The sequence below is a fragment of the Aquitalea magnusonii genome, from assembly GCF_002217795.2.
Lineage (GTDB): Bacteria > Pseudomonadota > Gammaproteobacteria > Burkholderiales > Chromobacteriaceae > Aquitalea > Aquitalea magnusonii_B.
Window position 1 is genome coordinate 1,223,394 of sequence record NZ_AP018823.1, and the last position, 25,989, is coordinate 1,249,382.

Below are 25,989 nucleotides of genomic sequence, written 5' to 3' on the forward strand. Positions count from 1 at the left end.
AAATTCTGTTTGGCATTGCGGTGCGCGGGGAGCTAGAAAAAAAGTGCTGGGCAAAGGAATTCCGCGCTGGAAAAAGGTGGCCTCTGCCCTGAGAATGCTCTTTCTTTCCTGCCGGTAATCGGGGATGGTCAAACCAACAAGGCCAATCCGGCAGGTGCTGCAATGTGTAACGACCTAATAAAGAAACTGAGGACACTACATGGCCAAGTATTTGACGCTCGAACATCTGGGCCAATCTGCAATCATCACGATCAACAATCCTCCCGCCAATGCGTGGAATATCACCAGTCTGCGAGAACTTGCCGACCTGATGACCACGCTGCAAGCCGACAGCACGGTGCGTGCGGTGGTGATTACCGGGGCCGGAGATGCTTTTTTCTGTGCTGGTGCCGACCTGAACCTGTTTAGCAAGGGCAGCAAGCAGGAAGTGGCTGATCTGCTGGATGCCTTTGCTGGCGCTTTTGCCGCACTGCGTAACTACACCGGGGTCACGGTGGCCGCCATCAATGGTTATGCCCTGGGTGGCGGGCTGGAGTGCGCGCTGATGTGCGATTACATTGTGGCCGAGCGTGGTGCCAAGCTTGGTTTGCCGGAAGCCAGGGTGGGGCTGTTGCCCGCCGCTGGCGGCAGCAAGACGCTGGCCGACAAAGTGGGACTGTCCTGGGCCAAACGCATGCTGCTGGGCGGTGAAATCCTTACCGCCGAAAAGGCTTACGACATTGGCCTGGTTGAAGAGATCGTCGACCCCGGCTTTGCCAAGATCATGGCGGTAAGCCTGGCCGGCAAGGTGGCCAATCAGGCACCACAGGCCGTGGCGCGCGCACGTCAGCTGATTGAATCCAGCCCCTGTGCAACGCTGGAGGCGCACTTGCAGCAGGAGCGTGCCGCCTTGCTGTCACTGATTGGTGAAGCCGAGCAACTGGAGGGGGTTTCCGCCTTCCTGGGCAAGCGCACCCCCAGTTGGGCAGATGAAGATTGAGCGTGAACACCTAGCGGCGCAGGCAATGAAAAAGCCGGGACCATGTCCCGGCTTTTTCATTGGATTGTTGGCCCGATATCAGCCGCCGATCTTTTCCTTGCCGCCCATATAGGGGCGCAGCACCGCCGGAATGGTCACGCTGCCATCGGCGTTCTGGTAGTTTTCCAGCACGGCCACCAGGGTGCGGCCCACGGCCAGGCCGGAACCGTTCAGGGTGTGTACCAACTGGTTCTTGCCGTTTTCGTCCTTGTAGCGGGCCAGCATGCGGCGCGACTGGAAGGCTTCACAGTTGGAGCAGCTGGAAATCTCGCGGTAGGTGTTCTGCGCCGGCAGCCATACTTCCAGATCGTAAGTCTTGGCCGCACCAAAGCCCATATCGCCGGTACACAGGGTCATCACGCGGTAGGGCAGTTCCAGTGCTTTCAGGATGTTTTCGGCATGGCCGACCATTTCTTCCAGCGCGGCATAGGAGTGATCCGGATGCTCGATGCGCACCATTTCCACCTTGTCGAACTGGTGCTGGCGGATCATGCCGCGGGTGTCACGGCCATAGCTGCCGGCTTCGGAGCGGAAGCAAGGCGAGTGGGCGGTCAGCTTGAGCGGCAGCTCTTCCATTTTCAGGATGCTGTTGCTCACGGTATTGGTCAGGGTGATTTCCGAGGTGGAAATCAGGTACTGGTCCACCGTGCCTTCTTCACCGCCCTTGGTCACCTTGAACATGTCTTCGGCAAACTTCGGCAACTGGCCGGTACCAAGCAGGGCGCTGTCATTGACGATGTAGGGGGTGTAGTGCTCGGTATAGCCATGCTCGCCGGTATGGGTGTTGAGCATGAACTGCGCCAGCGCGCGGTGCAGACGGGCAATGTCACCCTTCAGCACGGTGAAGCGGGCACCGGACAGTTTGGCACCGGTGTCAAAATCCAGGCCCAGCGGGGTGCCGATATCGACATGGTCTTTGACTTCAAAGTCGAACTGGCGCGGTACACCAACGCGGCGTACTTCCACATTGTCGTGCTCGTCCTTGCCTACCGGAACGGATTCGTTCGGCAGGTTGGGAATGCTCATCAGCAGAGCGTCCAGCTTGGCCTGCACGGCTTCGAAGGCGGCTTCGGCGGCTTTCAGTTCATCACCCAGGTTTGCCACTTCGGCCATGATGGCAGACACATCCTCACCCTTGCGCTTGGCTTCGCCAATTTGCTTGGAGGTGGCATTGCGGCGCGATTGCAGTTCCTGCATACGGGTTTGCAGCGCCTTGCGGTCGGCTTCCATCGCGGTGAAAGCGGCGGTGTCCAGGGTGTAGCCACGGCTGGCCAGGCGGGCAGCAACAGCGTCCAGATCGTTACGGAGCAATTGAATGTCTAGCATGGAAAATCCTGATGGTATTGAAGTGTCTTGCTGGTAAGTGGCTGGGCAACAGCGTCAGCCCCTTACGGAATGCTGCATGCGGAGGGAAAGCAACCGCTGTGTGGCGCTGCACTGTCTGCCTGTGGCTGGCAGCGCCAACTTGTTCTGTAAGACGCAAGTGTAACGGCAACCGGCAGGCTTTGTCCTGTCTGTTGCGGGCAAAAACAGCATTATAAGCAATGCCGGCGGGCTTGTAGATGCTGGCAGGCAACCTACTGTGCTTGAGCAGGCGGCTGGAGGCTTGTTAGTTGATGTAGATGAGTGGTGGCAAGTAGCTGTACGAAGGAGGCACGTTTACACAAGTGCTTGGGTGATAATGCTGATTTTTATGAAGTAAGCTATTCCATTGCCACCAGTTACCAACATTCCGGCAAGTCCATACTGAGGGCCATTTTCATTTTTGAATGTAACTAAAACGGGTGCGCCACTAAAGCCATTCAAGTCATGCTCCCATGTGACTCCTGTGAGCTTGAATCTGTCAGGGTGAAAGTCTTCTGCAAGGTATCCGTGGAATTGTGCTGCTTGCGTTATTATGTTTGGACTTTCTCCAGGTTTTTCTGGGTATATAATTTCACTGCTAGTGCCATTTTGTGGATATCCGATGATAACAAATTTTTGGCCTTTGCTCATGGCAATGGCTTCTTGAATTGGAGGTTGTTCAAAAAAACTATCTAGCCATTTCCCAGAAGGTGGAAGTTTAATAGCTCTGGATAGTAGGTGCTTTCTATCTTTTTCTTTTTCTGGGTTTTTAATAGGAAGCACAATTAAATATATCAATTCACCAGCTAGGAATTCTGAATTGTGCTTCAGTGAAATTGCTTCTTCAAGGTGCAAATAATCAGAAGGTTTTTCTGTTCGCCCTGTAAGGCGAATCGGGATGTTGAGTTTTGAAGCAAGAAGTCCAATTTCTTCTTTGTGATTTTTCGTCAGGCAGTGGCGAGCTGTTATGTAATAGAGTTGATTGGCGCGCTTTGCTATGAATCCAGTCCCAGCCATGCCAGGGTATTCTTCCAAGCCTTGCTCTGAAATGATATTCGGTGATATGCAATTATTTGGAAGGCCGGAGTGGAGAAAAGAAATTTTTGTCATAATTAACTTATTTCTTGCCCGCTTCCTCATCCCACTTCTTCAGCTGTGCAAGTTTTTCACCAATCTTGATCTCTAACCCTCTAGGCACTGGCTGATACCAACCCGGTTCTTCTATTCCGTCAGGAAGATAAGTTTCACCGGCAGCGTAGGCATTCGGTTCGTCATGGGCATAGCGGTATTCATGGCCATAGCCCAGCTCTTTCATCAGCTTGGTGGGTGCATTGCGCAGGTGTACCGGCACCGGGCGGCTCTTGTCCTGCTTGATGAAGGCGCGTGCCTGGTTGTAGGCCATGTAGCCGGCATTGCTCTTTGCCGCCACGGCCAGGTAGATGGCAGCTTGCGCCAGCGCCAGTTCGCCTTCCGGGCTGCCCAGTCGCTCGTAGGTGGCGGCGGCGTCGTTGGCAATCTGCATGGCACGCGGGTCGGCCAGGCCGATGTCTTCCCAGGCCATGCGCACCAGGCGGCGCGCCAGATAGCGTGGGTCCGCGCCGCCATCCAGCATGCGGGTGAGCCAGTACAGTGCGGCGTCGGGGTTGGAGCCGCGCACCGATTTGTGCAGGGCGGAAATCTGGTCGTAGAAGGCATCGCCGCCCTTGTCAAAACGGCGGGCGTTGACGCTGAGCACTTCGGCCAGAAAGTCCTGCGTGATCTGGCCGGTTTTGCGTGCCAGCGCGGCGGTGCGGGTTTGTTCCAGCAGATTGAGAAAGCGCCGGGCGTCGCCATCGGCATAGCCGGTGAGGGCGGCGATGGCCTGGTCGTCAAACTCCAGCCCGTCCAGCGCGCCCTTGTCGCGCGCACGCTGGAACAACAGCACCAGCTCGTCTTCACCCAGGCTGTTCAGCACATACACCTGCGCTCGCGACAGCAGGGCGGAGTTCACCTCGAAGGACGGGTTTTCCGTGGTGGCGCCAATAAAGGTGAGCAGGCCGGATTCGACAAAAGGCAAAAACGCATCCTGCTGGCTTTTGTTGAAGCGGTGAACTTCATCGACAAACAGAATGGTGTGACGGCCAGAGCGTTGCAGCGCGGCGTGGGCCTGTTCCACCGCGTCGCGAATGTCCTTTACCCCGGAAAACACGGCGGAGAGCGGAATGAACTCGGCGTCGAAACTACCGGCCAGAATGCGCGCCAGCGTGGTTTTGCCCACGCCGGGCGGTCCCCACAGAATCATCGAGTGCAGGGTGCCGGATTCCACCGCCAGCCGTAGCGGCTTGCCGGGGCCGATCAGGTGCTGCTGGCCAATCACCTCATCCAGCGCGGCGGGGCGCAGCGCCTCGGCCAGCGGTTTTTTGGCTTCCTGGGCAAACAGATCATTCATGGCGGCTAAGATGGCAGGAGAAACGGCCTGCTAGTATATCAGTTGTGCTGCAGCCGCCGCAGTGTCAGCTAAGCGGAGTGGGGGATGAAACAGGGCATGATTTTGCTGTTGTTGGCGTTGGCACTGCCCGCGGCGGGCGGGCCGTTGCGGGACTGGCTGCAGCAGCGGGCGGCCAGTCACGATGCTCTGGCGGAGGAGGATGTTGCCAGCAGTGGCCGTTTGCCTGCTGGTGCACGCAAGCTGGCGGACTTGGCGTATGGCCCGGATGTGCGCCAGCGAATGGATGTCTATCTGCCTGCAGGCGAAGGGCAGGGCCGGCCATTATTGGTCATGATGCATGGCGGTGCCTGGCGTATGGGCAGCAAGCAGGCGGCTAATGTGGTGGATAACAAGCTGGCGCACTGGCTGCCCGCCGGCGTGGTGCTGGTGTCGCTGGATTATCGCCTGCTGCCGCAGGCCGCGGTGGAGCAGCAGGCCGATGATGTGGCCAGTGGCGTGGCCTGGGTGCAGATGCATGCCGCAGAGTGGGGAGCGGACAGGCGGCAACTGGTATTGATGGGACATTCTGCCGGCGCGCATCTGGCGGGTTTGCTGAGTACCGATGCCGCGTTGCGTCAGCGCCATGGCGTGCAGCCTTGGCTGGCAACGGTGCTGCTGGATAGTGCGGCACTGGATGTGGCAGCCATCATGCGCGGCCCGCATTTGCCCTTGTACGACAAGGCTTTTGGTGCGGATGCGGCCCGCTGGGATGGTGTGTCCCCCACGCGCTTGCTGACGGCTGCCACGCCACCGCTGCTGGCGGTATGTTCCACGCGACGGGGAGAGTCCTGCCGTCAGGCGCAGGGCTTGGCGGACAAGGGGCGCATGGTGGGGGTGACGGTGCAGCTATTACCGCTGGATTTAAGCCATGGCCAGATCAACCAGCAATTGGGTCTGCCGGGCGACTATACCCGTGCGGTGGGGCAGTTTCTGCAGCGGGCTGGCTGGGCGGTAGCGCCATGACGGCCGGAGGGCATTGCGCAGGCTGTCGCCGCCAGTCCTTGTTCAGTCTCCGCTGACTACATCGGCACCCTTGGGTGGGGTAAAGCTGAAGTGGCTGGTGGCCAGTGCCGGGTTCTTTTGCTGTGCGCTAAAGCGGATACGGGTGTTGTTGCCAAAGCTGTCGGTCAGCTCCATTTCCACCAGCATTTTGTTGCTAAAGCCCATGCGGATGGCGTTGAAGGTGTTGTCGGCCTTTTTCGGGCTGGCGCTCAGCCATTCCACATCGCCCTGTTTGCCGGCCTCTTTCAGCACATAGTCACGTTCAATGGCATTGTTGCCGGCCAGCAGTGCTGCCGGGCTGGAGCCCAATGCGCCGTCCAGGTTCTTGCGGGTGACTTGGGACAGGTCCTTGTCGTAGATCCACAGTGTTTTACCATCGCCAACAATCAGTTGCTCGTAGGGCTTGTTATAGCTCCAGCGGAATTTGCCGGGGCGGGAAATCTCCAGCGTGCCAGTGGCTTCTTCGTGCTTGTTTTTGGAGCTGACCACCTGGTTGAAGTTGGCGGACAGGGTTTTGGTATCGCTGACAAAAGCCTTGAGCTGGGCAATGGCTGAGGCGTGTGCCGGCAAGGCCAGCACGCTGGCCAGCATGGCCAGGGCTATTTTTTTCATGACTTGTCCTTGTTGCGGTCCGCCGGGTGGGGCCGCCTGTGCCTTGTGTGGCTGCGCAGGCTGGCCCAGCCCGGCGGGATGGGGAGTGCTGTCTGGTTATTGCATTGCAGCATAGTGTGACAGCAAGTGAGGCAGCCGGTTCGCCCCATCCTGTTAAGGAATGTAGGCGGGGCTGCTACTGCTTACTTGCCCAGATCCTGCAGCCATTGCGGCTTGGGCAGCTTGTCATAGTCGATGATGTCGTCGGGGCCGGGCTGGTAGGCAAATACGGGCTTGCCGTGATTGCTGTAGCGCAGGTGGATGTAGGCACGACCGTGCAGTTGCGGGGTGTCCAGCATGATTTCCTGGTTCACACCCAGTAGCTGGCCTTGGCGGTTGGCATACAGATGGGACACGGTACGCGTGGCTTGCAAGTCGGCGCTCGAGCGCTGGGTGAGGGCTCGTATCAATTGCGAGGCAGCAGCAGCCTGCTTGCCATCTTCGGGACGGCCTTGTCGTTCGGCTTCCTGCTGTACCACCTTGGCCAGACCATCGACGATATGCACCACCACCTGGCTTTCCTGCAGCGGATTCATGGCAATGCGCAATTGGTAGCTGGCACCCAGCTCATGCGCGGTGGCGTCCAGCTTTTCCAGTGTGAATACCTGCTTGTCCACGCTGCCATAACCCTCGTCTACCAGGCCAGGCAGCGCCTGCAGCATGGCATCCAGCGGAATCCTGTTGGCCATGTTGCGTGGCAGCTTGAAGCGGACAAAGCGTGGCTGTTCGCTGTACAGCTCGGGTAGGAACAGATTGAATGCTGCCGGATCCACCAGCAGCGAGAAGTCCTGCAGGTTGAGCTGTAGCGGCAAGGTAAGGCTGGCTTGCAGATTGCGCCGCTCAAAGCGGAAGGCGGGAATCAGCTCCAGCCGCTTGCTGCCTTGGTCCACCGCGCCGCTGACCGCCACCTTGGTGGAGCGGGCAACCTGATTGATGGTGTAGGCCAGTTGCGGCTTGCCATCATCGGTGCTGCTGCCATGCAGCGAGGTAAAGCCCAGCTCACCGCTGAAGTTGTAGCTGGCATGCTGCAGGTTTTCCCGCAGCACCTGGCGGGTGGCCAGATCGGCAGATTTGCCGGCCAGCGGGCTGGCGCAGCCACCAAGCAGGGCAAGAGAAATGATAAGTGGGAGGGTGGCCAGGGCCGGGCGGAGTTTCATGGGGCTTTCCGGTAATGACAAGGGGATAGGGCGCAGCTTGGCATGACTGGCGAGGGGTGGCAAGCAGGCTGTACCCGCCTGCCACCCTGGCCTTAGCTGAACTTGTTGGTGATGGGGTAGCGCCAATCCTTGCCAAAACCACGCTGGGTGACACGCGGGCCAACCGGTGCCTGACGGCGCTTGTACTCGTTGATCTTCAGCAGGCGCACCACCTTGCGCACATCGGCCTCGGCAAAACCATCGGCAATGATCTGTTCGGCCGACAGGTTTTCTTCCACATAGCGCGCCATGATGGCATCCAGCACGTCGTAAGGTGGCAGGCTGTCCTGGTCTTTCTGATCCGGGCGCAGCTCGGCAGACGGCGGGCGGGTGATGATGCGCTCCGGAATGATTTCACCCTGGGTATTGCGCCAGCGGCACAGGGCAAATACCAGGGTCTTGGCCACATCCTTCAGCACGGCAAAGCCGCCGGCCATGTCGCCGTACAGTGTGCAGTAGCCGGTGGTCATTTCCGACTTGTTGCCGGTGGTCAGCACCAGCTTGCCGGTTTTGTTGGACAGCGCCATCAGCAAGGTGCCGCGAATGCGCGCCTGCAGGTTTTCTTCGGTGGTGTCTTCCGCCAGGCCGTTGAAATTGGCAGCCAGCGCATTCATGAAGCTTTCGTACATCGGCCAGATTTCAATTTCGTCATACTTCACGCCCACCCGGCCTATCATGTCGCGCGAATCAATGACGGAAATATCGGCGGTATAGCGCGAGGGCATCATCACCGCATGCACCTTGTCCGCGCCCAGTGCATCCACGGCAATGGCCAGTGTCAGGGCGGAGTCGATACCGCCGGACAGACCCAGCAATACGCCGGGGAAACCGTTCTTGTTGATGTAGTCGCGCACACCCACCACCAGCGCGCGGTACACGCTTTCCAGCGGGTCGGGCAGGGCAGCCTTTGCGGGGGCGGCTTGCAGATCGCCCGCTGCAAAATCCACCAGCAGCAATTCATCATCATAGGCGGCGGCCTGGGCAACCACTTCGCCAGCCTTGTTGACGGCAAAGGATGCACCATCAAATACCAGCTCGTCCTGCCCACCTACCAGGTTGACATAGGCAAAGGGCAGGCCGGTTTCTTCGCTGCGGTAGCGCAGCACCTCGTGCCGGGTTTCAATCTTGTTGCGATGGAAAGGAGAAGCATTGAGCACCACCACCACATCCGCCCCGGCGTCGGCGGCCTCGGCAGCAGGGTCTACCGACCATACATCCTCGCAAATCAGCACACCCACCTTGTGTTCGCCCTGCTGGAACACCAGTGGCGTGGCACCCGGAGTAAAGTAGCGGCACTCGTCAAACACTTCGTTGTTGGGCAGCAGCATCTTGTGATACTGGCCAAGGCGGTTGCCGTCGCGCAGCACGGTGGCCGCATTGAAACGTTCATGACCCAGCTTGACCGGATGGCCAATCACCAGCGTAATGCCATCCAGCTCCAGCAACTGGTCCATAGCGGCCGAACAGGCCTGATAGAAGCTGTCACGCAGCAGCAGGTCTTCCGGGCTGTAGCCGGTGAGCGCCAGCTCCGGCGTCACCAGCACATCCGCCCCCTGGGCGATGGCAGCCTGGGCCAGATCGAGAATTTTTCGGGTATTGCCGGCGATATCGCCAACAACGGGGTTGAACTGAGCGAGCGCAATACGCATGTTGAACACAACCATGGGTTTGGATAGTGTCGATTTTACCCCAAGAATGCGCACTTGCCCGAAAGGAAACCACGTGAATCTGCAACTGGCCGATCAACTCAATGCCCTGGATGCGGCAGAATGGGACCGCCTTGCCGCAAATGCCGGCCTGTTCATGCAGCGGCAATGGTTGACCGCCCTGCATGACAGCGGCTGTGCCACCGCGGCCACCGGCTGGCAGCCCCTGCCCATCTGGAGCGAGCAGCACGGCCAGCTGCAAGGCCTGGCACCCGCTTGGCTCAAAAGCCATTCGCGTGGCGAATACGTGTTTGACTGGGCCTGGGCCGAAGCCTGGCAACGCGCCGGGCTGGACTACTATCCCAAGCTGCTGCTGGCTTCACCCTTCACCCCGGTTACCGGCCAGCGCCTGCTGGGGCAGGGCGAAGCCAGAGCCGCGCTCATCGGCGGCCTGCAGCAAGTGGTGGCGGATTATCAACTCTCCTCCGCCCATGTCCTGTTTCCAGCGGCAGAAGAACTGGAGTTGTTGCAGCAGGCCGGCTGGCTGGTTCGCCACGGTGTGCAGTTTCACTGGCAAAACCAGGGTTATGCCGATTTCGATGCTTTTCTGGCAGCACTGTCGCAAAGCAAGCGCAAGAAAATCCGCCAGGAACGGCGCAAGGTGCGCGATGCCGGCATCAGCATACAAGTCCTGCGCGGTGCAGAAATTACCGATCTGCACTGGCAGTTCTTCGAACGCTGCTACCGCCAGACCTATCTGGAACACCGCTCGCCGCCGTATCTCAACCTGGACTTCTTCCGCATGGCAGGTCGTTTACTGCCCAGCCACTGCGTTCTGTTCATCGCCAGCAGGGGAGATCAGCCCATTGCCGCCAGCTGGTGCCTGCAAGACGGCAGCACGCTCTATGGCCGTTACTGGGGCGCGCTGGAAAGCGTGGACTGTCTGCATTTCGAGCTGTGTTATTACAGCGCTATCGAATACGCCATTGCCCACGCTCTGCAATGTTTTGAAGGTGGGGCCCAGGGTGAGCACAAACTGGCGCGCGGTTTTGTGCCGGTTGGCACTTGCTCGGCACACTGGATAGCCGACCCACGCTTTCGCACCGCCCTGAGTGACTGGCTGGCGCGAGAGAGGAGGGCGGTGCAGGACTACCGCGAAACACTTTTTTTGCATACCGCGTACAAAACCCCTTGCGCAGCAGATTAAGGGCTTATATACTGCGCAGCCTCTGAGGCCAAAACGCTGTAAAGCAGGCTTCAGCAGCCATCTGGAGAGGTGGATGAGTGGTTTAAGTCGCACGCCTGGAAAGCGTGTTTAGGGTAATACCCTAACGGGGGTTCGAATCCCCCCCTCTCCGCCAAACACCCCTAAAGTGTTGTTTTTACAGTAAATTCAGGTTCTACAAGGCTTTTTTGCTCCTGAGTTCTACACAACACTCCTACACATTGGCGATAAGAGTTCAGTTTTTTTCTTGGCTTCCTATACTCTGGATCGGAACTCAATGAACGATGCCAATGTTACCTACAGGTCTGCAACGCCACCCCCAATCCGGCACCTACTATCTTCGTCGTCGCATCCCGTCTGACGTTCTTGTTTGCTATCCCGGCAAAAAAGAAATCACGTTCTCGCTACGCACAAAGGACTACCGCACTGCCGTCGAGCGCCATCGTGCGGAAGAAGCCCGTTTAACCAGCGAGTGGGAAGAAAAACGACAGCGGCAGGCAGAGCGTTACGCCCGTACGCAACTTGCCGCCATCACCCGTATCGACGCACTCACCCCCGAGGCCATCGACGCCATCTGTTTGCATGCTGAGTCGGTCAGCCTGGCTGGCGATGAAGCTCGTCGCGAAAACGGCCACTACACGCTGGACGAAGTCGAGGAATACCAGAGTGGCTATACCGAGGCCAACCGCATTCTCAAAGGCGCGGTAGCCATTGGTGACTACGAGCTTTTGCGTGGCCCGCTGGAACAATTCCTGCGTCTATATCGCTACCAGCTGAAAGCCACTGAACCCGAAATGCGCCGCCTGGCACTGGCCTATGGCCGCATGGCCATCCGCACCAACGAAAAGCTGCTCAGTCGCTATGACGGCAAGGAAGTGCCGACCCCGGTCATGGCACAGCGGCTGGAAACCCCGATGCTGTCGGAGGTGACCCAAAGCTATCTGGCCTACTACCAGAAGCTGGACAAGGTAGCGATGCTGCGCAAGGTGACGGCCGTGATGCCGCTACTGGTGGATATCATCGGCGACAAACCCATCGGCCTGCTCAAGCAAACCGACCTTGAAGCCTACTTCGAGGCTGTGCAAACCCTGCCACCGCGCTGGAAAGACATCTGCCGTCAGGAAAAACTGCGCCCACTGGAACTGGCCAAACAGCAACGCGGCGAGATGAGCAAAGGGACCTTCGACGGCACCTACCTCGCCGTGATGACGCCGTTCATCAAATACTGCCGCCGCAAATGGCAGGACCACGGCTGGCCGATGACGCTGACCACCGAAGGGGTGCAATACCTAGGCTCCCGTCGCGACCCCGAAGGCGGGCAACGTGCGTTTGAATCGGCAGAACTGAAGCGGCTGTTTGAAGGGCCAGAAATGGCACGCTTTGCCCGACGACCCGCCATGGCGCACAAATATTGGCTTCCCCATCTGGGTTTGTTCACCGGTGCGCGGGTCAATGAGCTATGCCAACTGAACCCGCAAGTCGATATCACGCAGGATGCGCAGACCGGCATCTGGTATATGGACATCACCGACGAATCCGAAGGAGATTCCCGCATCGACAAGTCAGTCAAAACCGGCGGCTCCAAGCGCAAGCTGCCCGTCCATCCCAAACTGATTGAGCTGGGCTTTCTGGACTATGTGGCGGCAGCCAAGAAACGGGGCGACACCTTGCTGTTCCAGGCCTTCCCGACCGCCGCTGGCCGCGCCTCGCCCAAGGCGATGAAGTGGTTCACCGAATTCCTGCAAGAAATCGGCCTGCGCGACGAAACCCCGAATGCCCGCATCGTCGGCATGCACGCCTTTCGCTCCACCTTCCTGCACCGGGCCATGGTGCTGGGCGTGGTCAGTGCGGAAACCATTACCGGCCATGCCAGCAATATCACTAGCATCGAGACCATCCAGAACGGACAGGTCAATCAGGAAGCGTCAGCAGTGGTGAAAAAATACCGGGGTGAACTGCCGGTCGACAAGAAACTGGAAATCCTGTCGCGCATCACCTTCCCGGAGGTGGCGTTCATTAGAGCGGACAAGCCGTAAGCGGCGTGTTTCAGACGGAGCAGGGGAGGTGTCCATGCTGAATCCTGATGTGATGTCCTCCGTGCTTACAGCGAGTCCAGTGCAGCCAATGCCGTGGCGAAACGAGCGTGGCAAGCATCGGTACGCTCATCCAGCTCCAGTGTCGCGAACTGTTGCTGTACTGCCGCCAGTGTCGAGCACCAGTCACGCATGGACGCTCGTAGGGTGTGACATGCCGCCTCGCCAAGTAGCGTGGGCAGGAATGCGTCAAACAATAAGGGCCATTGCTGATGCAGACCCACCGGGAAGCTACGCCAGCTAGTCAGCCGAGTAGGAGGGTCACGCGTCAGGAACATCGGAGAGAAGTCGAACAGCGGACTGAGCTGCAAGCGACTGCCATGCTTCAGAAAGGCGGTATTGCGGCCGTGATTGTCTTCGGCCTTCAGGCAATAGGACAGCACATCCCGGCGCAAATACTCAGCCACTTGCTGCAGGAATTCGTCCGGCGCGGCATGGGCCTGCCAGTTCGTCAGTACGTCCTCATGAAACAGTTTCAGCCCATGCTGCTGCGCATCCTGCAGGGTGTACATGCTCATCAGGTGATGATGCTGCCACTGGCCCTGCACCAAAGCACAGTCAAAGCGCGGGATGAACAGCAAGCTGCCCAGCATGAAAGGCTGGCCATGCACGTCCAGCCCCGCAGTCTTGGCCAGTTTCAGCCAGACAAACTCATGTTCCAGCAAAACCTGCTCTTCGCGATTGCGTGGAAATTTGACCAGCAAGCGCTCAACGATATCGTCCTCGGTCAGGCAGGTATCCGGGTAAAGCCGGCCATTCTTGGCGCGGCTCATCCATAGCTTGGGCGCTTGCCCCAGCATGCAGGTGACGCCATGCAAGACACCATGCTCTTGTAGCAGGGATTCAAACCCGGTGCCGACCTCTGCCAGTTCCGCCTCAGACCAGCCCCCAAAGCCTTGTGGCATCGCACCAGCCAAATACAGATGCGCCTCGCGAATACGCATGCAGCCAGGAGGCTGACTGGCCCCATGCATCAGTACGCTGACATCGTACTGCGCACCATCGCGGGCACTGCTATTCAGCAAGGTGAGAAGGGTATCCCGGCCATAGCCGCTCGGCAGCAAATCCAGGAAAAAAGCCGGCCACCCATCGCAACGATAGTGGTTGAAGGAAAGAGGGTGCCGGAAATCCAGACTGGCTTCGTCACTGCGGTCGAGATGCTCAAGAACATAGTCAGGCAGGTACTCCAGCGTGCAGCTCGACGCCAGCCCCTTGGCCGGCTGGTCGATGTGCAGCGTGGCAGCAAGCCACCACACCCCGTCTATGTACTTCTCGATTTGCAACTGCATGGCTCACTCTCCTTGGTGAAGGAGTGTACCAAGGTCAGTACTTGCATGACTGCTGGCACCAAAACAAATGGTAGTGAGTCTGACGAAGTAGGTGACCGAGAGGATAACGAAATATGTGCGTTTAAGAACGGTCTGTCCAAGATTTCTTGCGGCAACAAGATTTGCGCGCTTTTTTTCGCTGACGAGGCAATGCACTCTGCAGTCCTATCAATTTCTCGGAATTGCTGAGCTTTGTAGATAGCGAAAGACACCAGAAGGCCATTGTAAAAAATGGGATAAGAAAGGATAGCCTCTGTGGCCATGTCATGCCGCCAGTGAGTGTTGGAGACACACCAGTAAGCGGTGCGATGGTTGGCCAAGTGGCAACTAAAGCAAAGACAAAGTAGAAGAATGCTGCGATCTTATTGCTGGCACGACGTTTAAATTTACTTCTCCAACGTGACCTGAACTGCATTTGACAGCCTGCAGGAGAGTCAACAATTTCCAAGTATTTCTTACAACGCTCGTATTGTATAAAGGTCTGTCTGTTTTCGGCAAATTCAAGTAAATATTCAGCCTCTTTGCTGGTAATGTCAGCGCCCGCAGTCAATGCGGCATAGCCGAGTTTGCGAACATAATGTGGTTGGTTTGTGTGGAAGTCTGATTCAATGAGCTGCTTCGCAAATTGATATTCGGAGTGAAGACTTTCCCTGAAATCAATCCGTACAAACTTCCATAAGGCGACAAGTGCACTGAGTAGGCTGATAAAAATCGTAGCAAAGCTGATTAGGGATTGCAAAGGAATGCTTGTCATTTTTTTAAAATCACTTTCGTGGCATTCTTGTTAGTTTAAAAATTTCTGTTTTATATTATGTTAATAAATATATCTTGATTTTGTTGGGCGTGAACTATTGCAGGTGTGGGAGAGAGGTCTAATTATTTTTGGTGAAATATTCAATAAATGATAATTTTTTAAAGTTCGATTTTTCTATAATTGGGCATTTCGTATTTTTACTTTAACGATAATGCAGATGTCCATAATGTCACTGAATCTATGTCCAAATATTGGCTTGCATACCCTTTGCGGAGTAACGTATCTGGAAGTGCCCAATCCCATTTCTCTCTTTGAAGGTTATCTTTTTCCGAAAAAAGGTCGGTCAGGCGTTCCGGCGAAATACCTTGCTTCAACGCCTGTATCATTTCTACTATTCCTCGACGTCCCTTCTGTACTTCAACAAAGGGGTCTGCCAGCATGGCTTCGAATCCGTGATATCTCAGTAGGCAAGCGATAAACTCATTCGCATCGTCACCCAGCCAAGGCAAAATGACTACGCTGCTCCCCAAGTCTAGAAATGATGTACCGTGTAGACCGAGCCTCTCGTAACTGTGACGAGCTTCCGACAAGAAACGAGCAGCAGTCGAATCAAGATAAGCCGGTGTATCGCCCCCCTCCAGCAGCTCACGCATCCGCTGCCTAACCTTGGAATGTGTACGGCCAGCCCCACCCGCGAATGCAGGGGCAACTCCTCGACGGGTTTTCTCGACGACAACGACTTTCTCTTCCTCGTGGACTTCTTTTACTAACCACGTTCTCCCGCCAAACAGAATGCGCTGATTTTCGGTCAACATCTGGGATATTGGCAGTGTGCCAAGGGTTCGGTTACCACAAACAATACGGAATTCTTCCTCAGTGGAAAAAGCGGCAAAAAAACTGTAGTGATTAACAAACTTCTCACCAAGCTGGCCGTGCAGGAGCAATCCAGATGAGTCTTGAACCAATAGGTCTTCCTGCCCCAGATGGCGAATCAGCGTGACAAACTCATCCTTACTGATTCCGTTGAAAGGGCAGCCAAGGGCACAGAGGCACCCATAGAGCTGACCAATGGTGGCACCGCCATATTGTGCTACCACGGAGAGCACCTGCTGAATGAGCGTGGACAAGTGCATACCATGCACGGCTGGTGGTTCAAACCAGCCCTCGATGAGTAGCGAAATCATCGCAATGGCCTGAACGGTATTTAAGCGCAGGTCTGTGGCCAGAGATGACTTGCCTCCTAGTTCATTTTCGATAGAGTAGCCACGTAGGATTGCGGGCTCTCCCTTCCTACGACCGGAGCGACCCAAACGTTGGCGCAAACTGGCAACAGAAGGAGGAGGTCCAATTTGTGCCACACTCTTGACGGCTCCAATATCGATACCGAGCTCAAGCGTGTTCGTACAAATGGCTGAAGCAGGCATTTCCTTCTGTTTCAGGGCAGCTTCAGTCTCCAAACGTAGCTCTTTAGACAAACTTCCGTGGTGCGGCCAGAACTCGTTTGGCACTCGTTGTGCATCACATAGTTGGTTGAGCAAGTAGGTGTAACGTTCAACCTCTCTGCGTGAGTTCGGGAATATAAGATTGTTGGAACCTCTTAGGTGCTGAAATAGATGTGCAGCTATGGTCGCAGGCATCTGGGGCTCTGGTGGACCTTCATATTCATCAGCCGCCTCCTTGACCTCGGTATCATCGACTAATGCAGGTCTAGCCGGAATAACAAGGGGCTCCTCATAGCCTTTCAGAAGAATACGTAGCTCGCCACCCTCTGATTTTGATACAACCATCGCCACGCTGTTCCCCCTACCTGGGCGAAGAAACTCCGCAGCTAAACTCATATCTCCCAGTGTCGCAGACAGCCCAACTCGCGGAACGGTTCGTTTGATAGCGATTTCAATTCGGTGCAACAGTGACTGCAATTGCTTGCCCCGCTCCGAGCCGATGAAAGCATGAAGCTCATCAATCACGAAGTAGGTAGTGCGTGCAAACAGAGCAGGAACGGCAGAGCCTCGATTACATAGCTGTGCCTCTAGTGACTCCGGTGTAATGAGCAGTACACCTTGTCGCTGAGAAGTGAACTTGGCTTTAATTGAGGTAGCAATATCTCCATGCCAGGGCCAGACCGGAATCCCTAGTTGCTCACAGAGGCGCTCTAGTCGACCGAATTGGTCGTTAATAAGTGCCTTCAATGGGCTGATATATACGATAAGAGAAGGGGTCTCTTGCTGCAGGAGATGTGTGAGTGCAGGCAAGAATGCCGCTTCAGTCTTACCTGCCGCGGTAGCAGCTGCCACGATGACATCTTGGTCAGCCCCTACGATGAGCGGAATAGCAGCTTCCTGGGCTTCACGTAGCGCCTCCCACTGCTCTTGCCAGAGAAAGCGCTGGATACGCTCATCCAGCAGGAAGAAAGAGTTGGAGGAGTGAGACGTCATCAGGCTGGCTTACATTTTAAAGGATGCGAACTCATCACCGTCCTCGCTCTCGACCGCCAAATCAGCATTACCACCGGTATCTGCGAGTACCTCAACGCTTCCCAATAGCTCCTGCCATGCTGTGCCTGGGTTTTGTTCCAAGATAGCTAGCAGGTTAATGAAGGACGTAATAGTGGTTCGGGGCGTGCGGAAGTACGCCTCGCCAATACGCTTTGAGCAATGCTCCATAAAACTGAAGATGCCTTGGTCAGAAACGAGGTACTTGCTCTCATCACCCAGCGCGAACACGCCTCGTATTTTCTGGAGTAGCACGTAAAAATCTTCTGGCGTGAGACTGGATAGCCGAACTACCGGACCGCTGAAGTCGACCAACGCCCCAGTTGCAAAGCTGTTTTGGGATAGCCGGCTCTGCAATGCAGGGTAGCTATATAGACCACGTCGAGGGTCAAGCAGAAACTCTGGCGTGCCTCCAAGGACAAAGCCAAGGCCTTCGGCGGAGCCTTGGAGAGAATCGTTCAGAATACGTAGAATCTGCTCATAGTTGGAGTTGCGAGCCTGCGTATTTGCCAACTTGTAAAGATTGACCAGCTCATCGAGACTAACCAGTAAGCCAGAGAAGCCTGCCAATCGTACAAAGCGCGACAGTAGTTTTAGTTGGTCGTAAATGGAAGCATCATCGATGATGCTACGCACACCTAATGCCTGTCGGGCATCAGTTTTCGTCGAGTATTCTCCACGTAACCAACGGATAGCATTTGCTTTGAGCTCTTCATTGCCTTCTTCGAACCCACGGCAATAAGCCGCAATTACGTCTGCAAAATCGTAACCATTGACCAGCTCGGTAAGATGATTGAGTCGTTCCCGGATAATGACCTCAGTAGCCAGGCCTTGTGCCTTGGCGTCAGTCTTCGCCGTTGCGATGAACTTCTCAACAATTCCGGCAAGCGCTCCTCCCTCAGGTTTCGTACGTGTCGACAGATTACGCATCAATTCAGCATAAAGAGAACGTGCCTGACCGCCGCTAGCATGCAAGCGACGGTCAGGATTCAAGTCAGCACTAGCTACTACCAGCTTTCGTTCCATCGCGACAGCACGCACCAAGTTCAGAAAGAAGGTTTTGCCAGCACCATACTCACCAATCACGACTCTAAAACCTGAACCGCCATCTGCAATGCGGTCTATATCATTAACCAGCGTTTCAATTTCTCGCGTACGTCCAACCTGGATAAGGTGCTGACCAGCGCGTGGTACTACGCCGGCACGAAGAGATTGGAGAACAGAATCCCGGTCTTTTGGGCGAATAGTTGTCGTCATGCGTCAATCTTCTCCAGAACTTCAGCGTTAACCTCAATGGGGTCGTCGCCTTCGGTGAAAGGGATGTCATGGCTGTCATATGCGGCTTCATTAATCCGCTCAAGCGCGCCATCAAGCATCAGGTCCATGTCAGCGGCTACATCTTGCAGCTCCCCCCGCGTCCATTGCGGGCGGGAGATAAGTAGCCTGGCAAATGCGGTATGTAACTCATCAAGCCCCATCAGATTTTTCTGGGAGCTAATCTCTGGCTCAAGTTCTTCATCAGTGTCGAGAGGTGGTACGTCTGAACTGATTTGTCCAACTTCACCCTGCGTATCTTCATTAAAAATACTCGCAAGGAGAGCGGATACCTTGGCCGTATCACTTTGAAGAGCGGCGATTCGCGCAGGGTCTAGTGTGAAGCCAGATTTCTCAATGGCTTCTACTGCTGTCGTTGTGGGAGAAGAACCAGCGGTGGCAGCATGTACATCACTGAATACCTTTTTGGGGTCGATACCCAAAGCCTTGTAAATTTTCTCGAGGGCTTTAATTTCTTCGGGTGTGACGATGCCGTCCGTTTGGGCAACAGTAGCCATGAAAGCCCCAAGAGTTTCCTTGGTTGATGCATCTAGCGGCTCTAGCTTTTTCTTTAATGCAGGAAGTGATGCGGGAGTCATCACCAGCAACCGCAAGTTGGCCTTGAGACGACTGATGTGGCTAGGTGATAGATGGGTCCAAGATTCAATGTGGTGCAATAGGCTGCTCATCTCGCTAGCGCTGAAATCCCCATCAGCTGCGGCAACAATAGAGGCTACTTGTAGTGTCAATGCCGCAACTTGGTAGCCCTGAGTGGAGCGTGAAGTTTCTTCACCCGGCTGGATAGCAAAAAGTACCAACTTGTCATCGGGCTTAGGCAAGCGCGCACCACTAAGGATGTCCGGCTCAATTCCTATACAGAATGACTCCAAAGCCTTTGCCATGGTTATGGCTTTATCCTTCGTGAGAGTTGTTCTTGCATCCAGGCAGCTCAGCAGCTCTTGGAACGAAAGAATCAACGTACCATCGCCCATTTTGCCTTTCAGTTCTCCCAATGTACTGACAAGCGTCTCTGGCCATAGGGCGGGAGGCAACAAAAGTAATCCTTCGAGCGCATTCCCAGCATCTGGGCTCTTAGCAAGATACCGACTGTAAGCGTCAAGTTCTTGGGTGACTCTTTCCGTGAGTTCTCCAAGTAGCTTGATTGGTTTAGTCAGAACAGTAACGTCGGGGATGTCCCCAAAAGTGGCGGTCACGTCTTTTTGGCGCAATCCCATTGAAGCTGGTCGGTAAACGCACTTGAGCTTGGTTTTGTTCCGAGGTAGAACCATCCCCTCACCGAAAGCCTCCTCATAATGCAGGTCAAAAAGTTGGTCAAATTGACTACTGCAGCGAATTGCAGGAGTTCTAAGGCGGACCAGAGGAGAATGCTGCACCCATGCACGGGCCAAAGCAGCTGGTACAGGGGCGCCATCAACGGCTGCAGAGCCCAGAGCAAGCCGAATGTACAGGGGCACCTCATAGGATTGCGGCAGGTCGGGAACTGCTACTAGATACAATTGGTTTGGCAGCTCAGAAAGAGACAGTAGCTCGTACAAACCTCCTGCATAGCTCCGGAACGACCCAGAAGCATTGCCGTAGATAGCGAGAAGGCGCTTAAGCTCATTCACTATTTCCGGAATTTCCGCTTTGGCCGCAGCATCCTCTTGAGCATCAACTAGAGCCCGGTATTCAAGGCCATAAAAGTAGAGGAAGACAAATCCGATATCAGCATCTGGGTCATTTCTCCCTGATGCAAGCCAGTTGAGATAGGCCCGACGTGCTATCGGCGTGGCTTCTGAGTAGTTCGGCCAGTAGTCCAACTGACGTTCATGGTAGTCCCCTGTAGCAGCTACCTTCTTTGTCAGGTCAATCCATGCCGGATTTGATGTGTTACGCGGAGGTATTCCAACATAGAGCATACCTCCTGCTATTTGCAGACCTTCAACATCAATAGACTCACCAGCTGGAATCCAACGAATACCCGCGAGCTCTTTCGGGGGTGGAGGTAAACGATGTTCTTTAGTACCTGAATGCGGCGTATCGGGCCGTATCGAAACTAGATTGTCGTCCGCAAATATTGACACTGATGTGGCGTCAATAGCAGCAGAAGAAGTTTGCCTCGAAGCTGTGCTTGGAATTGAATGGTCGACTGGCTCCGCCACGAGCGCTGGGGTCAATGTTTGATTGGCTTTGGGTGGTATTGGGCTAGAAACAATGCGACTTGCAGGGACCTGTCGTGCCTTGGAAGATTTGGCTGCAGCTTGGGAAAGGTACCTGACAATGACGAATGCCAGAAGTACAGCTAATACATACCACACCCATGTTGGAACCATTGAGATTGCCTTGTACATCAACCCAACTATCACCAGAACACCAACGAGTACAGAATCGCTTTTTTTTGCTCTCTTCCCTCCCGCAAAAATGTTACTGGCCTTCCGCCCCCTAGCCATACCACTCTCCCAGAACACTCAATATTCATATGTCCTTAAAGTGTGGACTAAGTATGGGGTGGTTGTCGATACATGAATCTCTTGTGCTTGTCTAGACCCTTTAACGGTTGCAATGAACACGAAGAAGACGTAAGAGGACGTCGAGCGACTACGATGGCTTACCGCATCCGGTTGGTCTATCTCTTTGCCATGGCCTGCTGTGTCGACTTAGCAAGAGGCAGAAAACCACCCCGTAATACGGGGTGGTGAGGTATCGGAGCTGGCGTTCAGGAGCAAGTTGCTTATCTTCTCGCCTCCATGGGTGATGGTCCATATTTTCTTACCCAGTCATCAGCCAAGAGTTTACTTTTGGCATCAGAGACGCCTGCCGACAAAATGGCTTCTGCCATTCCAAGTACATGACTGTACGGGCCTCTGGCCGTCAGGGTGACTGCGATACTTCCGTCAGGCTTAAGACAAACTTCGCTGGGTTCTACATCGCAGTTCTCCTGAACAAGCTTAAACAAATACTCTCCCGAGAAGACAGTTGACGCAGGCAAAACGGCTGTAACGGTATGAACACACTCATCAGTTTCCGCGAGCTGTTGTTCCAGTAGTTGCATTGTATTCCGCAGCTGCTGCGACGCAGTCATTGTTTGTGCCAATTTCAATTGGTTACGCAACCGCGTATGCCAGTCAAAATTCCATATTTTTCTCACCCTGTTGGGCCTATTTTTCATACGTGTCCCTATCTTGGTATTGCCTGCCATGTAGTCCATAGTAACGTGAGGTCTTCGCATGGTAAGTCATATGATTAATGAACACTAAAGTGTGGAACACTTTAGTGTGTGGATTCTAGCATGAAAACCCCTGACACTCGGCCAAAACCGGGACTCAGGCATGAATCGAATAGAAGCACTGGCAGTGGTAATACGGCAAACCCGTTTACAACTTAAGATGTCGCAGGAAAAGCTTGCTGAAGCAGCAATGCTGCATAGGAACGCCATGGGGCGCATTGAACGAAGTGATGTCGCTATGTCAGTGGGCACACTTTGGCAGATTGCGGATGCGCTGGGCGTACCTGCTTCAGCGCTGCTACAGGAAGCCGAGCAATTGGCAGCCAAAGAAGATAGCCAACCCTGACCCGGATTTCTTCTTACTTTAGTGATGCAATGCTCCGTCGGTGCATTGTAGTGCCAGTAGCAAACATGCCAGACCCGACACCGAAACCCTGCGGTGAGTGATGTCAGTACAGCGGTAGAGCACTTTCCAAGCAGATTTTCAGCCGCAATTCTCAGTCACCATTGAAGCCTGAGGCCCCCACCAACCTGTGGGTTTAACCCGTTTCTGCAGCCAGAGAATGGCTACGTGTCACGTATCTACCGTTGCGTACAATCGGTAGCACGCAAGCGAGGACGCTGTGTTCCATGGCTCCTCGACAGTTTTCTTCAGTCATGAGGTATCCGTGCAGCGCCGGCAGGCATGGCCCTGCCCGGCGCATCCTCGCTCATGGGCCGTACAGGATTAGTCCAGTGCCAGCCGCTCCCCATGACTTATCTTCTGCACAAAAAACAGATGGGGTAGTGGACCATCATATCCACGCTGTAGTGCCGCCTCGCATAGTGCCCACGACTGGGTTCGCACTCCGCGAAATCCAGGCTGTCTTGCGATGCGTTCCAGCGTTTCAGAAATTGCCGCGGTGTTGTGCTGGTTGGCTTGCATGGCAATCAGTGCATGCAGTTCTGTCATTTCCTCTTTTGTCCGTCGCCACGTCCACATCACTTTCGCCCGGTTGGTGTGACGAACCAATTCATAACCAAGCCATTTCAAACGCTGTTTATCCCTGACGTCTAGCAAGGTCTCCTGTTCAAGTCCTGTTCCATCGGTTGCGAGTAGCAGCCATTCCACTTTTTCGGCATCCACCGGCCAGTGCATGACCAACACCACATTTGCCAGCCCTTTACCCTTTCGGATGAGTCGCTGAGCGGGTGAGCAGCCTATGCCATATAAGGTATGAAATTTCTGCGCTAGGGACTCGGCTTTCCGTGCTGCCACGGTGCCGCAGGTATAGCGGTGATAGCCTTTGGGGACGTTATCGAGGATGCGGGCTAGGGCGGCGGTTTTACTGCGTGCAATCGGTGTTGAAGCAGACATACAAGCTTTCTTATTCAGTTGCTGATGTGCTGTATAGCGAAGAAAACGTATATCTGTGCAATGTGATTCGGTAGCTACGGCTTGCACGTAATGATGTTCCAAGATTTTCAGAGCATTTCGCTATACACCAGCAGGAACGTTGTGTTTCAGGGCAGGCAGCCAGGTGAGAATCTGGCCAGCTCGCATGCACGGTGTTCTGCGTTATGCCTCTTTACACAGGTGAGGAGGCAAAACGCAGGACGCCAACCTGCAAACACACACATGTCGAAAGACACGCGAAAAGCTGCCAACTTTTCGTACACCGCCTTAGCTGCATGCCGGGTAACGCTGGCTGGTGCGGCTGAAATGGGCGCCTATGGCAGACATGCCATGCTCGACCCAATCCACTTTAGAGGTTGGGCGACACGGAAACGGGAGCTGCGGTAACGCAGACCAACCCTGCTGATATGTGAACCGGTGAAAATCCGGGCTTTGGGACGTTTGGAAATGAACGGCGTGACAAAGACTGCGCGTGTAGGCTGCTGATGCGTCAGAAATGGCGTAGGTGTACCGGGGTAAAAATAAGCAGAAGATATCAACTTCTGTCCTGGGTACATGGCACCTTCGTAATGGAAGGGTCGCTGGATAGCTTAAGCATGTAAATAGGGGTGAGAGTCCCCTTTATCGCAGTAAGAAATCTTGGGTACGCCCCTGTATGGGGTGATTCATTGATGACGAGTGAGGGCGGGTAAGTTGCGGCTATGGAACATCGCGCGACAGAAACCGGGCAACCGGGTAAGCGTATGCGATGCCATCACTTTGAAATGACGTATTCCTAAATCGTGGTTTCGACACAATCAGCTAACGTGGGAATCTCTGACGGCCATTTGACTGGGTTGGCACCCGGGACGGCACAAGAGAGGGAGCGGCGGAGAGTAGAGTTTGAGCAAATCTCGAGACCTAATCAGTCAAGGGAGGCGTGAACCGGGCAACCGGTACTCGAAAACTGCCAGCGGTGGAAAAATGTGTGCACCCCTACGGGGGAAGGGCTTGGCGGCCCATTGCAGTGATGTGCCGTGTTCTCTGCTTGGCGGCGGGGAGCACGACAACTGGTCTTGGCGGACCAGTGAGCGGGATAAGGTAATGTTGGTAAGGAAATTGTTCTCTCTCAAGACCGGGCATCGTGCTCGATGCCCGGTCTTTCTTGGCTGTGGGCGTTTGCCAAACAGCTCATAATAGACTCTATGGCCTGATGTCAGCATGCCCATCTTGAAACTAGTGTCCACAAAGAGCAGAACAGACCACTTATCTTCTCGCCTCCATGGGCAATGGCCCATATTTTCTTACCCAGTCCACAGCCAAGGGCTTACTTTTGGCAGCAGCATGCCCTTCATTGCTTGAGCGCTGCAATAACCAGGCGCACGGCTAGTGATGACTGTTTTCTGCTTACATAATAAGCATGGTGACCGGTGAATGTCGGAAACCAGTCTTGCAATACCCATATAAGCCGACCTGCCTCTACCAGTGGTTGGGCCAGTGCCCGCGGAAGGTATGCCAGCCCGAACCCGGCCAGTGCTGCATCAAGCATTTGATATGCGTTATTGAAGACTAATTGTCCTCTGACTTTTACGTTTAACCAGTTGTCACCCTTGCGTAGCTCCCATGACATAAGGGAGTCCTTGGTCGGTAGTCTGAGGTTGATACAGTTGTGTGCTGTCAGGTCTTGCGGGGTAGTGGGGATGGGGTTGTCCTGCAGATATGCGGGTGAGGCCACGATTGACATTGTCTCATCAGGCGCGATACGAACCGCGATCATGTCTTTTTCGACTTCATCCCCCAATCGAATACCGATGTCAAAGCGACGCTCGACGATGTTGGCAAACCCGTAATCATTGATGATCTCGACACTTAACTCCGGGTATTGTCTCAACAATGGTTGCAACTTTGGCCAGACGTATTGATTGGCCGCATAGTCGGTCGCGGTGATCCGCACCGTTCCTACCGGCCGTTCCCTCAACGCTTTCACTGACTCCAGTTCAGCTTCTATTTCTTCAATCCTGGGTGCTATGGCATCCAGCAGTTTCTGGCCAGCTTCGGTCGGGGCTACGCTGCGTGTCGTTCTCGTCAGTAACAACATGCCAAGTCTTGCTTCCAGTGCACTGACTGTTCTGCTCAGTGATGACTGAGAGGTGCCCAGCAACAGTGCCGCTTTGGTGAAGCTGCGTTCACGTGCCACTGTGAGCAGTGCAACCAGATCATTCAAATCCTGTGTTTGCATTAATGCACCTGTGAATAAGTGTTTCCCTATTTTGCCATCTAGTGCCAAAGCTTGCCGAAGATTAAATTAATGCACGTCGCTGAATGAGTTGAGCTGCTTGTGCCAGTCACACTTCCCGGCTGCCGTTGCGCTGATGCAAGTAATCTGATTGTCGGTGAAAGACGCCATGCTGATCAGATGTGAATTGTTCTACTTGCAAGTCAACCATCCACTGGTGCGCATACTTTCTCAAACTTGTTCTGGAAAGTGGCCATGTAATCAGATAAACCATGAAAGATAACAGCATGACTAAGCCAAAAGTTACTGCAGGGCGGGATCAGCTTGGAGATTTCGCACCCAAGTTTGCAGAGATTAACGATGATATTTTGTTTGGACAGGTGTGGTCTCGTGATGTCGAGCTCTCTCAGCGTGATAGAAGTCTTATTACCGTAACGGCATTGGTTTCCAGTGGAATCCTTGATGGTCCACTCAGTTTTCATATGCAGATTGCCAAGAATAATGGTATTGCCAAAGATGAAATTGTGGAGGTGCTTACACATTTGGCGTTTTACATAGGTTGGCCTAAGGCCTGGGGTGCATTCAGGTGTGCCAAGGAAATATGGAGTGAATGAAAAAGTGT

The 25,989-nt window shown here is 54.7% G+C and carries 20 protein-coding genes and 1 tRNA gene; 7 read left to right on the forward strand and 14 right to left on the reverse strand.

What is annotated here, in order from left to right:
* The first annotated feature begins 199 nt into the window (after positions 1-199).
* Positions 200-979, forward strand: a complete 780-nt coding sequence (locus DLM_RS05975) for an enoyl-CoA hydratase (protein ID WP_089085402.1) — start codon at positions 200-202, stop codon at positions 977-979.
* 78 nt (positions 980-1,057) lie between these two features.
* Here the strand turns inward: DLM_RS05975 and serS are convergent, their stop codons facing one another.
* The 3 genes from serS to DLM_RS05990 form a co-directional block, all read right to left on the reverse strand.
* Positions 1,058-2,344, reverse strand: a complete 1,287-nt coding sequence (gene serS, locus DLM_RS05980; RefSeq protein WP_089085403.1) for a serine--tRNA ligase — start codon at positions 2,342-2,344, stop codon at positions 1,058-1,060.
* 333 nt (positions 2,345-2,677) lie between these two features.
* A complete protein-coding gene (locus DLM_RS05985) occupies positions 2,678-3,472 on the reverse strand; it encodes a hypothetical protein (protein ID WP_145985773.1) in 795 nt (264 codons plus the stop codon).
* Positions 3,473-3,479: 7 nt separating this feature from the next.
* A complete protein-coding gene (locus DLM_RS05990) occupies positions 3,480-4,790 on the reverse strand; it encodes a replication-associated recombination protein A (protein WP_089085405.1) in 1,311 nt (436 codons plus the stop codon).
* Between the two features lie 96 nt (positions 4,791-4,886).
* On the opposite strand from DLM_RS05990, the gene DLM_RS05995 reads away from it, so the two are divergent.
* On the forward strand, positions 4,887-5,792 hold the full coding sequence (locus DLM_RS05995; RefSeq protein ID WP_231960093.1) for an alpha/beta hydrolase: 906 nt from the start codon (positions 4,887-4,889) through the stop codon (positions 5,790-5,792).
* 42 nt (positions 5,793-5,834) lie between these two features.
* On the opposite strand, the gene lolA is transcribed toward DLM_RS05995, so the two are convergent.
* The 3 genes from lolA to DLM_RS06010 all read right to left on the reverse strand — a co-directional run bounded on the left by lolA (position 5,835) and on the right by DLM_RS06010 (position 9,327).
* Positions 5,835-6,443: an outer membrane lipoprotein chaperone LolA gene (gene lolA / locus DLM_RS06000; RefSeq protein ID WP_089085407.1), complete on the reverse strand. Its 609-nt coding sequence runs from the start codon at positions 6,441-6,443 to the stop codon at positions 5,835-5,837.
* Positions 6,444-6,625: 182 nt separating this feature from the next.
* The gene (locus DLM_RS06005) at positions 6,626-7,639 is read right to left on the reverse strand and encodes a hypothetical protein (RefSeq protein ID WP_089085408.1); all 1,014 of its coding nucleotides are present in this window, start codon (positions 7,637-7,639) and stop codon (positions 6,626-6,628) included.
* A gap of 92 nt (positions 7,640-7,731) precedes the next feature.
* The gene (locus tag DLM_RS06010; protein WP_089085489.1) at positions 7,732-9,327 is read right to left on the reverse strand and encodes an NAD+ synthase; all 1,596 of its coding nucleotides are present in this window, start codon (positions 9,325-9,327) and stop codon (positions 7,732-7,734) included.
* Between the two features lie 73 nt (positions 9,328-9,400).
* Here DLM_RS06010 and DLM_RS06015 point away from each other — a divergent pair, with 73 nt between their 5' ends.
* The 3 genes from DLM_RS06015 (at position 9,401) to DLM_RS06025 (ending at position 12,585) form a co-directional block, all read left to right on the forward strand.
* The gene (locus DLM_RS06015; RefSeq protein WP_231960095.1) at positions 9,401-10,531 is read left to right on the forward strand and encodes a GNAT family N-acetyltransferase; all 1,131 of its coding nucleotides are present in this window, start codon (positions 9,401-9,403) and stop codon (positions 10,529-10,531) included.
* 63 nt (positions 10,532-10,594) lie between these two features.
* Positions 10,595-10,685: transfer RNA gene (locus DLM_RS06020), tRNA-Ser, on the forward strand.
* Between the two features lie 154 nt (positions 10,686-10,839).
* Entirely contained in the window at positions 10,840-12,585 is a 1,746-nt protein-coding gene (locus DLM_RS06025) for a site-specific integrase (protein ID WP_197715510.1), read from the forward strand.
* Positions 12,586-12,650: 65 nt separating this feature from the next.
* Here DLM_RS06025 and DLM_RS06030 read toward each other — a convergent pair whose 3' ends face one another.
* From DLM_RS06030 to DLM_RS06050, 6 genes are all read right to left on the reverse strand, one after another.
* A complete protein-coding gene (locus DLM_RS06030; RefSeq protein WP_089085411.1) occupies positions 12,651-13,931 on the reverse strand; it encodes a HipA domain-containing protein in 1,281 nt (426 codons plus the stop codon).
* 121 nt (positions 13,932-14,052) lie between these two features.
* Positions 14,053-14,724, reverse strand: coding sequence for a hypothetical protein (locus tag DLM_RS22950; RefSeq protein ID WP_145985774.1), 672 nt, complete (start codon positions 14,722-14,724; stop codon positions 14,053-14,055).
* A gap of 197 nt (positions 14,725-14,921) precedes the next feature.
* Positions 14,922-17,159 (reverse strand): DEAD/DEAH box helicase, encoded by a 2,238-nt coding sequence (locus DLM_RS06035; protein WP_089085412.1) that lies wholly within the window; start codon positions 17,157-17,159, stop codon positions 14,922-14,924.
* A 9-nt stretch (positions 17,160-17,168) separates the two neighbouring features.
* The gene (locus DLM_RS06040; protein WP_089085413.1) at positions 17,169-18,473 is read right to left on the reverse strand and encodes an ATP-binding protein; all 1,305 of its coding nucleotides are present in this window, start codon (positions 18,471-18,473) and stop codon (positions 17,169-17,171) included.
* Positions 18,470-20,881 (reverse strand): TerB N-terminal domain-containing protein, encoded by a 2,412-nt coding sequence (locus DLM_RS06045; protein WP_197715511.1) that lies wholly within the window; start codon positions 20,879-20,881, stop codon positions 18,470-18,472. Before DLM_RS06045 ends, DLM_RS06040 begins: the two co-directional genes overlap by 4 nt.
* 380 nt (positions 20,882-21,261) lie before the next feature.
* On the reverse strand, positions 21,262-21,729 hold the full coding sequence (locus DLM_RS06050; RefSeq protein WP_145985775.1) for a hypothetical protein: 468 nt from the start codon (positions 21,727-21,729) through the stop codon (positions 21,262-21,264).
* Positions 21,730-21,859: 130 nt separating this feature from the next.
* Between DLM_RS06050 and DLM_RS06055 the strand changes: the two genes are divergently transcribed.
* Positions 21,860-22,102, forward strand: a complete 243-nt coding sequence (locus DLM_RS06055) for a helix-turn-helix domain-containing protein (RefSeq protein WP_045848692.1) — start codon at positions 21,860-21,862, stop codon at positions 22,100-22,102.
* Positions 22,103-22,483: 381 nt separating this feature from the next.
* Here DLM_RS06055 and DLM_RS06060 read toward each other — a convergent pair whose 3' ends face one another.
* Together DLM_RS06060 and DLM_RS06070 are read right to left on the reverse strand one after the other, a co-directional pair.
* Entirely contained in the window at positions 22,484-23,215 is a 732-nt protein-coding gene (locus DLM_RS06060) for a hypothetical protein (RefSeq protein ID WP_231960096.1), read from the reverse strand.
* A 1,267-nt stretch (positions 23,216-24,482) separates the two neighbouring features.
* A complete protein-coding gene (locus DLM_RS06070) occupies positions 24,483-25,370 on the reverse strand; it encodes a LysR family transcriptional regulator (RefSeq protein ID WP_089085418.1) in 888 nt (295 codons plus the stop codon).
* 269 nt (positions 25,371-25,639) lie between these two features.
* Here DLM_RS06070 and DLM_RS06075 point away from each other — a divergent pair, with 269 nt between their 5' ends.
* On the forward strand, positions 25,640-25,981 hold the full coding sequence (locus tag DLM_RS06075) for a carboxymuconolactone decarboxylase family protein (RefSeq protein WP_231960099.1): 342 nt from the start codon (positions 25,640-25,642) through the stop codon (positions 25,979-25,981).
* Positions 25,982-25,989 lie beyond the last annotated feature (8 nt).

Bases quoted from the DNA above. Each gene is read 5' to 3' on its own strand.
- DLM_RS06010 (WP_089085489.1), bottom strand. From the start codon at position 9,327: ATGCGTATTGCGCTCGCTCAGTTCAACCCCGTTGTTGGCGATATCGCC.
- DLM_RS06045 (WP_197715511.1), bottom strand. From the start codon at position 20,881: ATGTACAAGGCAATCTCAATGGTTCCAACATGGGTGTGGTATGTATTA.
- DLM_RS05975 (WP_089085402.1), top strand. From the start codon at position 200: ATGGCCAAGTATTTGACGCTCGAACATCTGGGCCAATCTGCAATCATC.
- DLM_RS06025 (WP_197715510.1), top strand. From the start codon at position 10,840: ATGTTACCTACAGGTCTGCAACGCCACCCCCAATCCGGCACCTACTAT.
- serS (WP_089085403.1), bottom strand. From the start codon at position 2,344: ATGCTAGACATTCAATTGCTCCGTAACGATCTGGACGCTGTTGCTGCC.
- DLM_RS06040 (WP_089085413.1), bottom strand. From the start codon at position 18,473: ATGACGACAACTATTCGCCCAAAAGACCGGGATTCTGTTCTCCAATCT.
- DLM_RS06070 (WP_089085418.1), bottom strand. From the start codon at position 25,370: ATGCAAACACAGGATTTGAATGATCTGGTTGCACTGCTCACAGTGGCA.
- DLM_RS06075 (WP_231960099.1), top strand. From the start codon at position 25,640: ATGAAAGATAACAGCATGACTAAGCCAAAAGTTACTGCAGGGCGGGAT.
- DLM_RS05995 (WP_231960093.1), top strand. From the start codon at position 4,887: ATGATTTTGCTGTTGTTGGCGTTGGCACTGCCCGCGGCGGGCGGGCCG.
- DLM_RS05990 (WP_089085405.1), bottom strand. From the start codon at position 4,790: ATGAATGATCTGTTTGCCCAGGAAGCCAAAAAACCGCTGGCCGAGGCG.
- lolA (WP_089085407.1), bottom strand. From the start codon at position 6,443: ATGAAAAAAATAGCCCTGGCCATGCTGGCCAGCGTGCTGGCCTTGCCG.
- DLM_RS06055 (WP_045848692.1), top strand. From the start codon at position 21,860: ATGAATCGAATAGAAGCACTGGCAGTGGTAATACGGCAAACCCGTTTA.
- DLM_RS06035 (WP_089085412.1), bottom strand. From the start codon at position 17,159: ATGACGTCTCACTCCTCCAACTCTTTCTTCCTGCTGGATGAGCGTATC.
- DLM_RS05985 (WP_145985773.1), bottom strand. From the start codon at position 3,472: ATGACAAAAATTTCTTTTCTCCACTCCGGCCTTCCAAATAATTGCATA.
- DLM_RS06050 (WP_145985775.1), bottom strand. From the start codon at position 21,729: ATGGCAGGCAATACCAAGATAGGGACACGTATGAAAAATAGGCCCAAC.
- DLM_RS06005 (WP_089085408.1), bottom strand. From the start codon at position 7,639: ATGAAACTCCGCCCGGCCCTGGCCACCCTCCCACTTATCATTTCTCTT.
- DLM_RS22950 (WP_145985774.1), bottom strand. From the start codon at position 14,724: ATGACAAGCATTCCTTTGCAATCCCTAATCAGCTTTGCTACGATTTTT.
- DLM_RS06030 (WP_089085411.1), bottom strand. From the start codon at position 13,931: ATGCAGTTGCAAATCGAGAAGTACATAGACGGGGTGTGGTGGCTTGCT.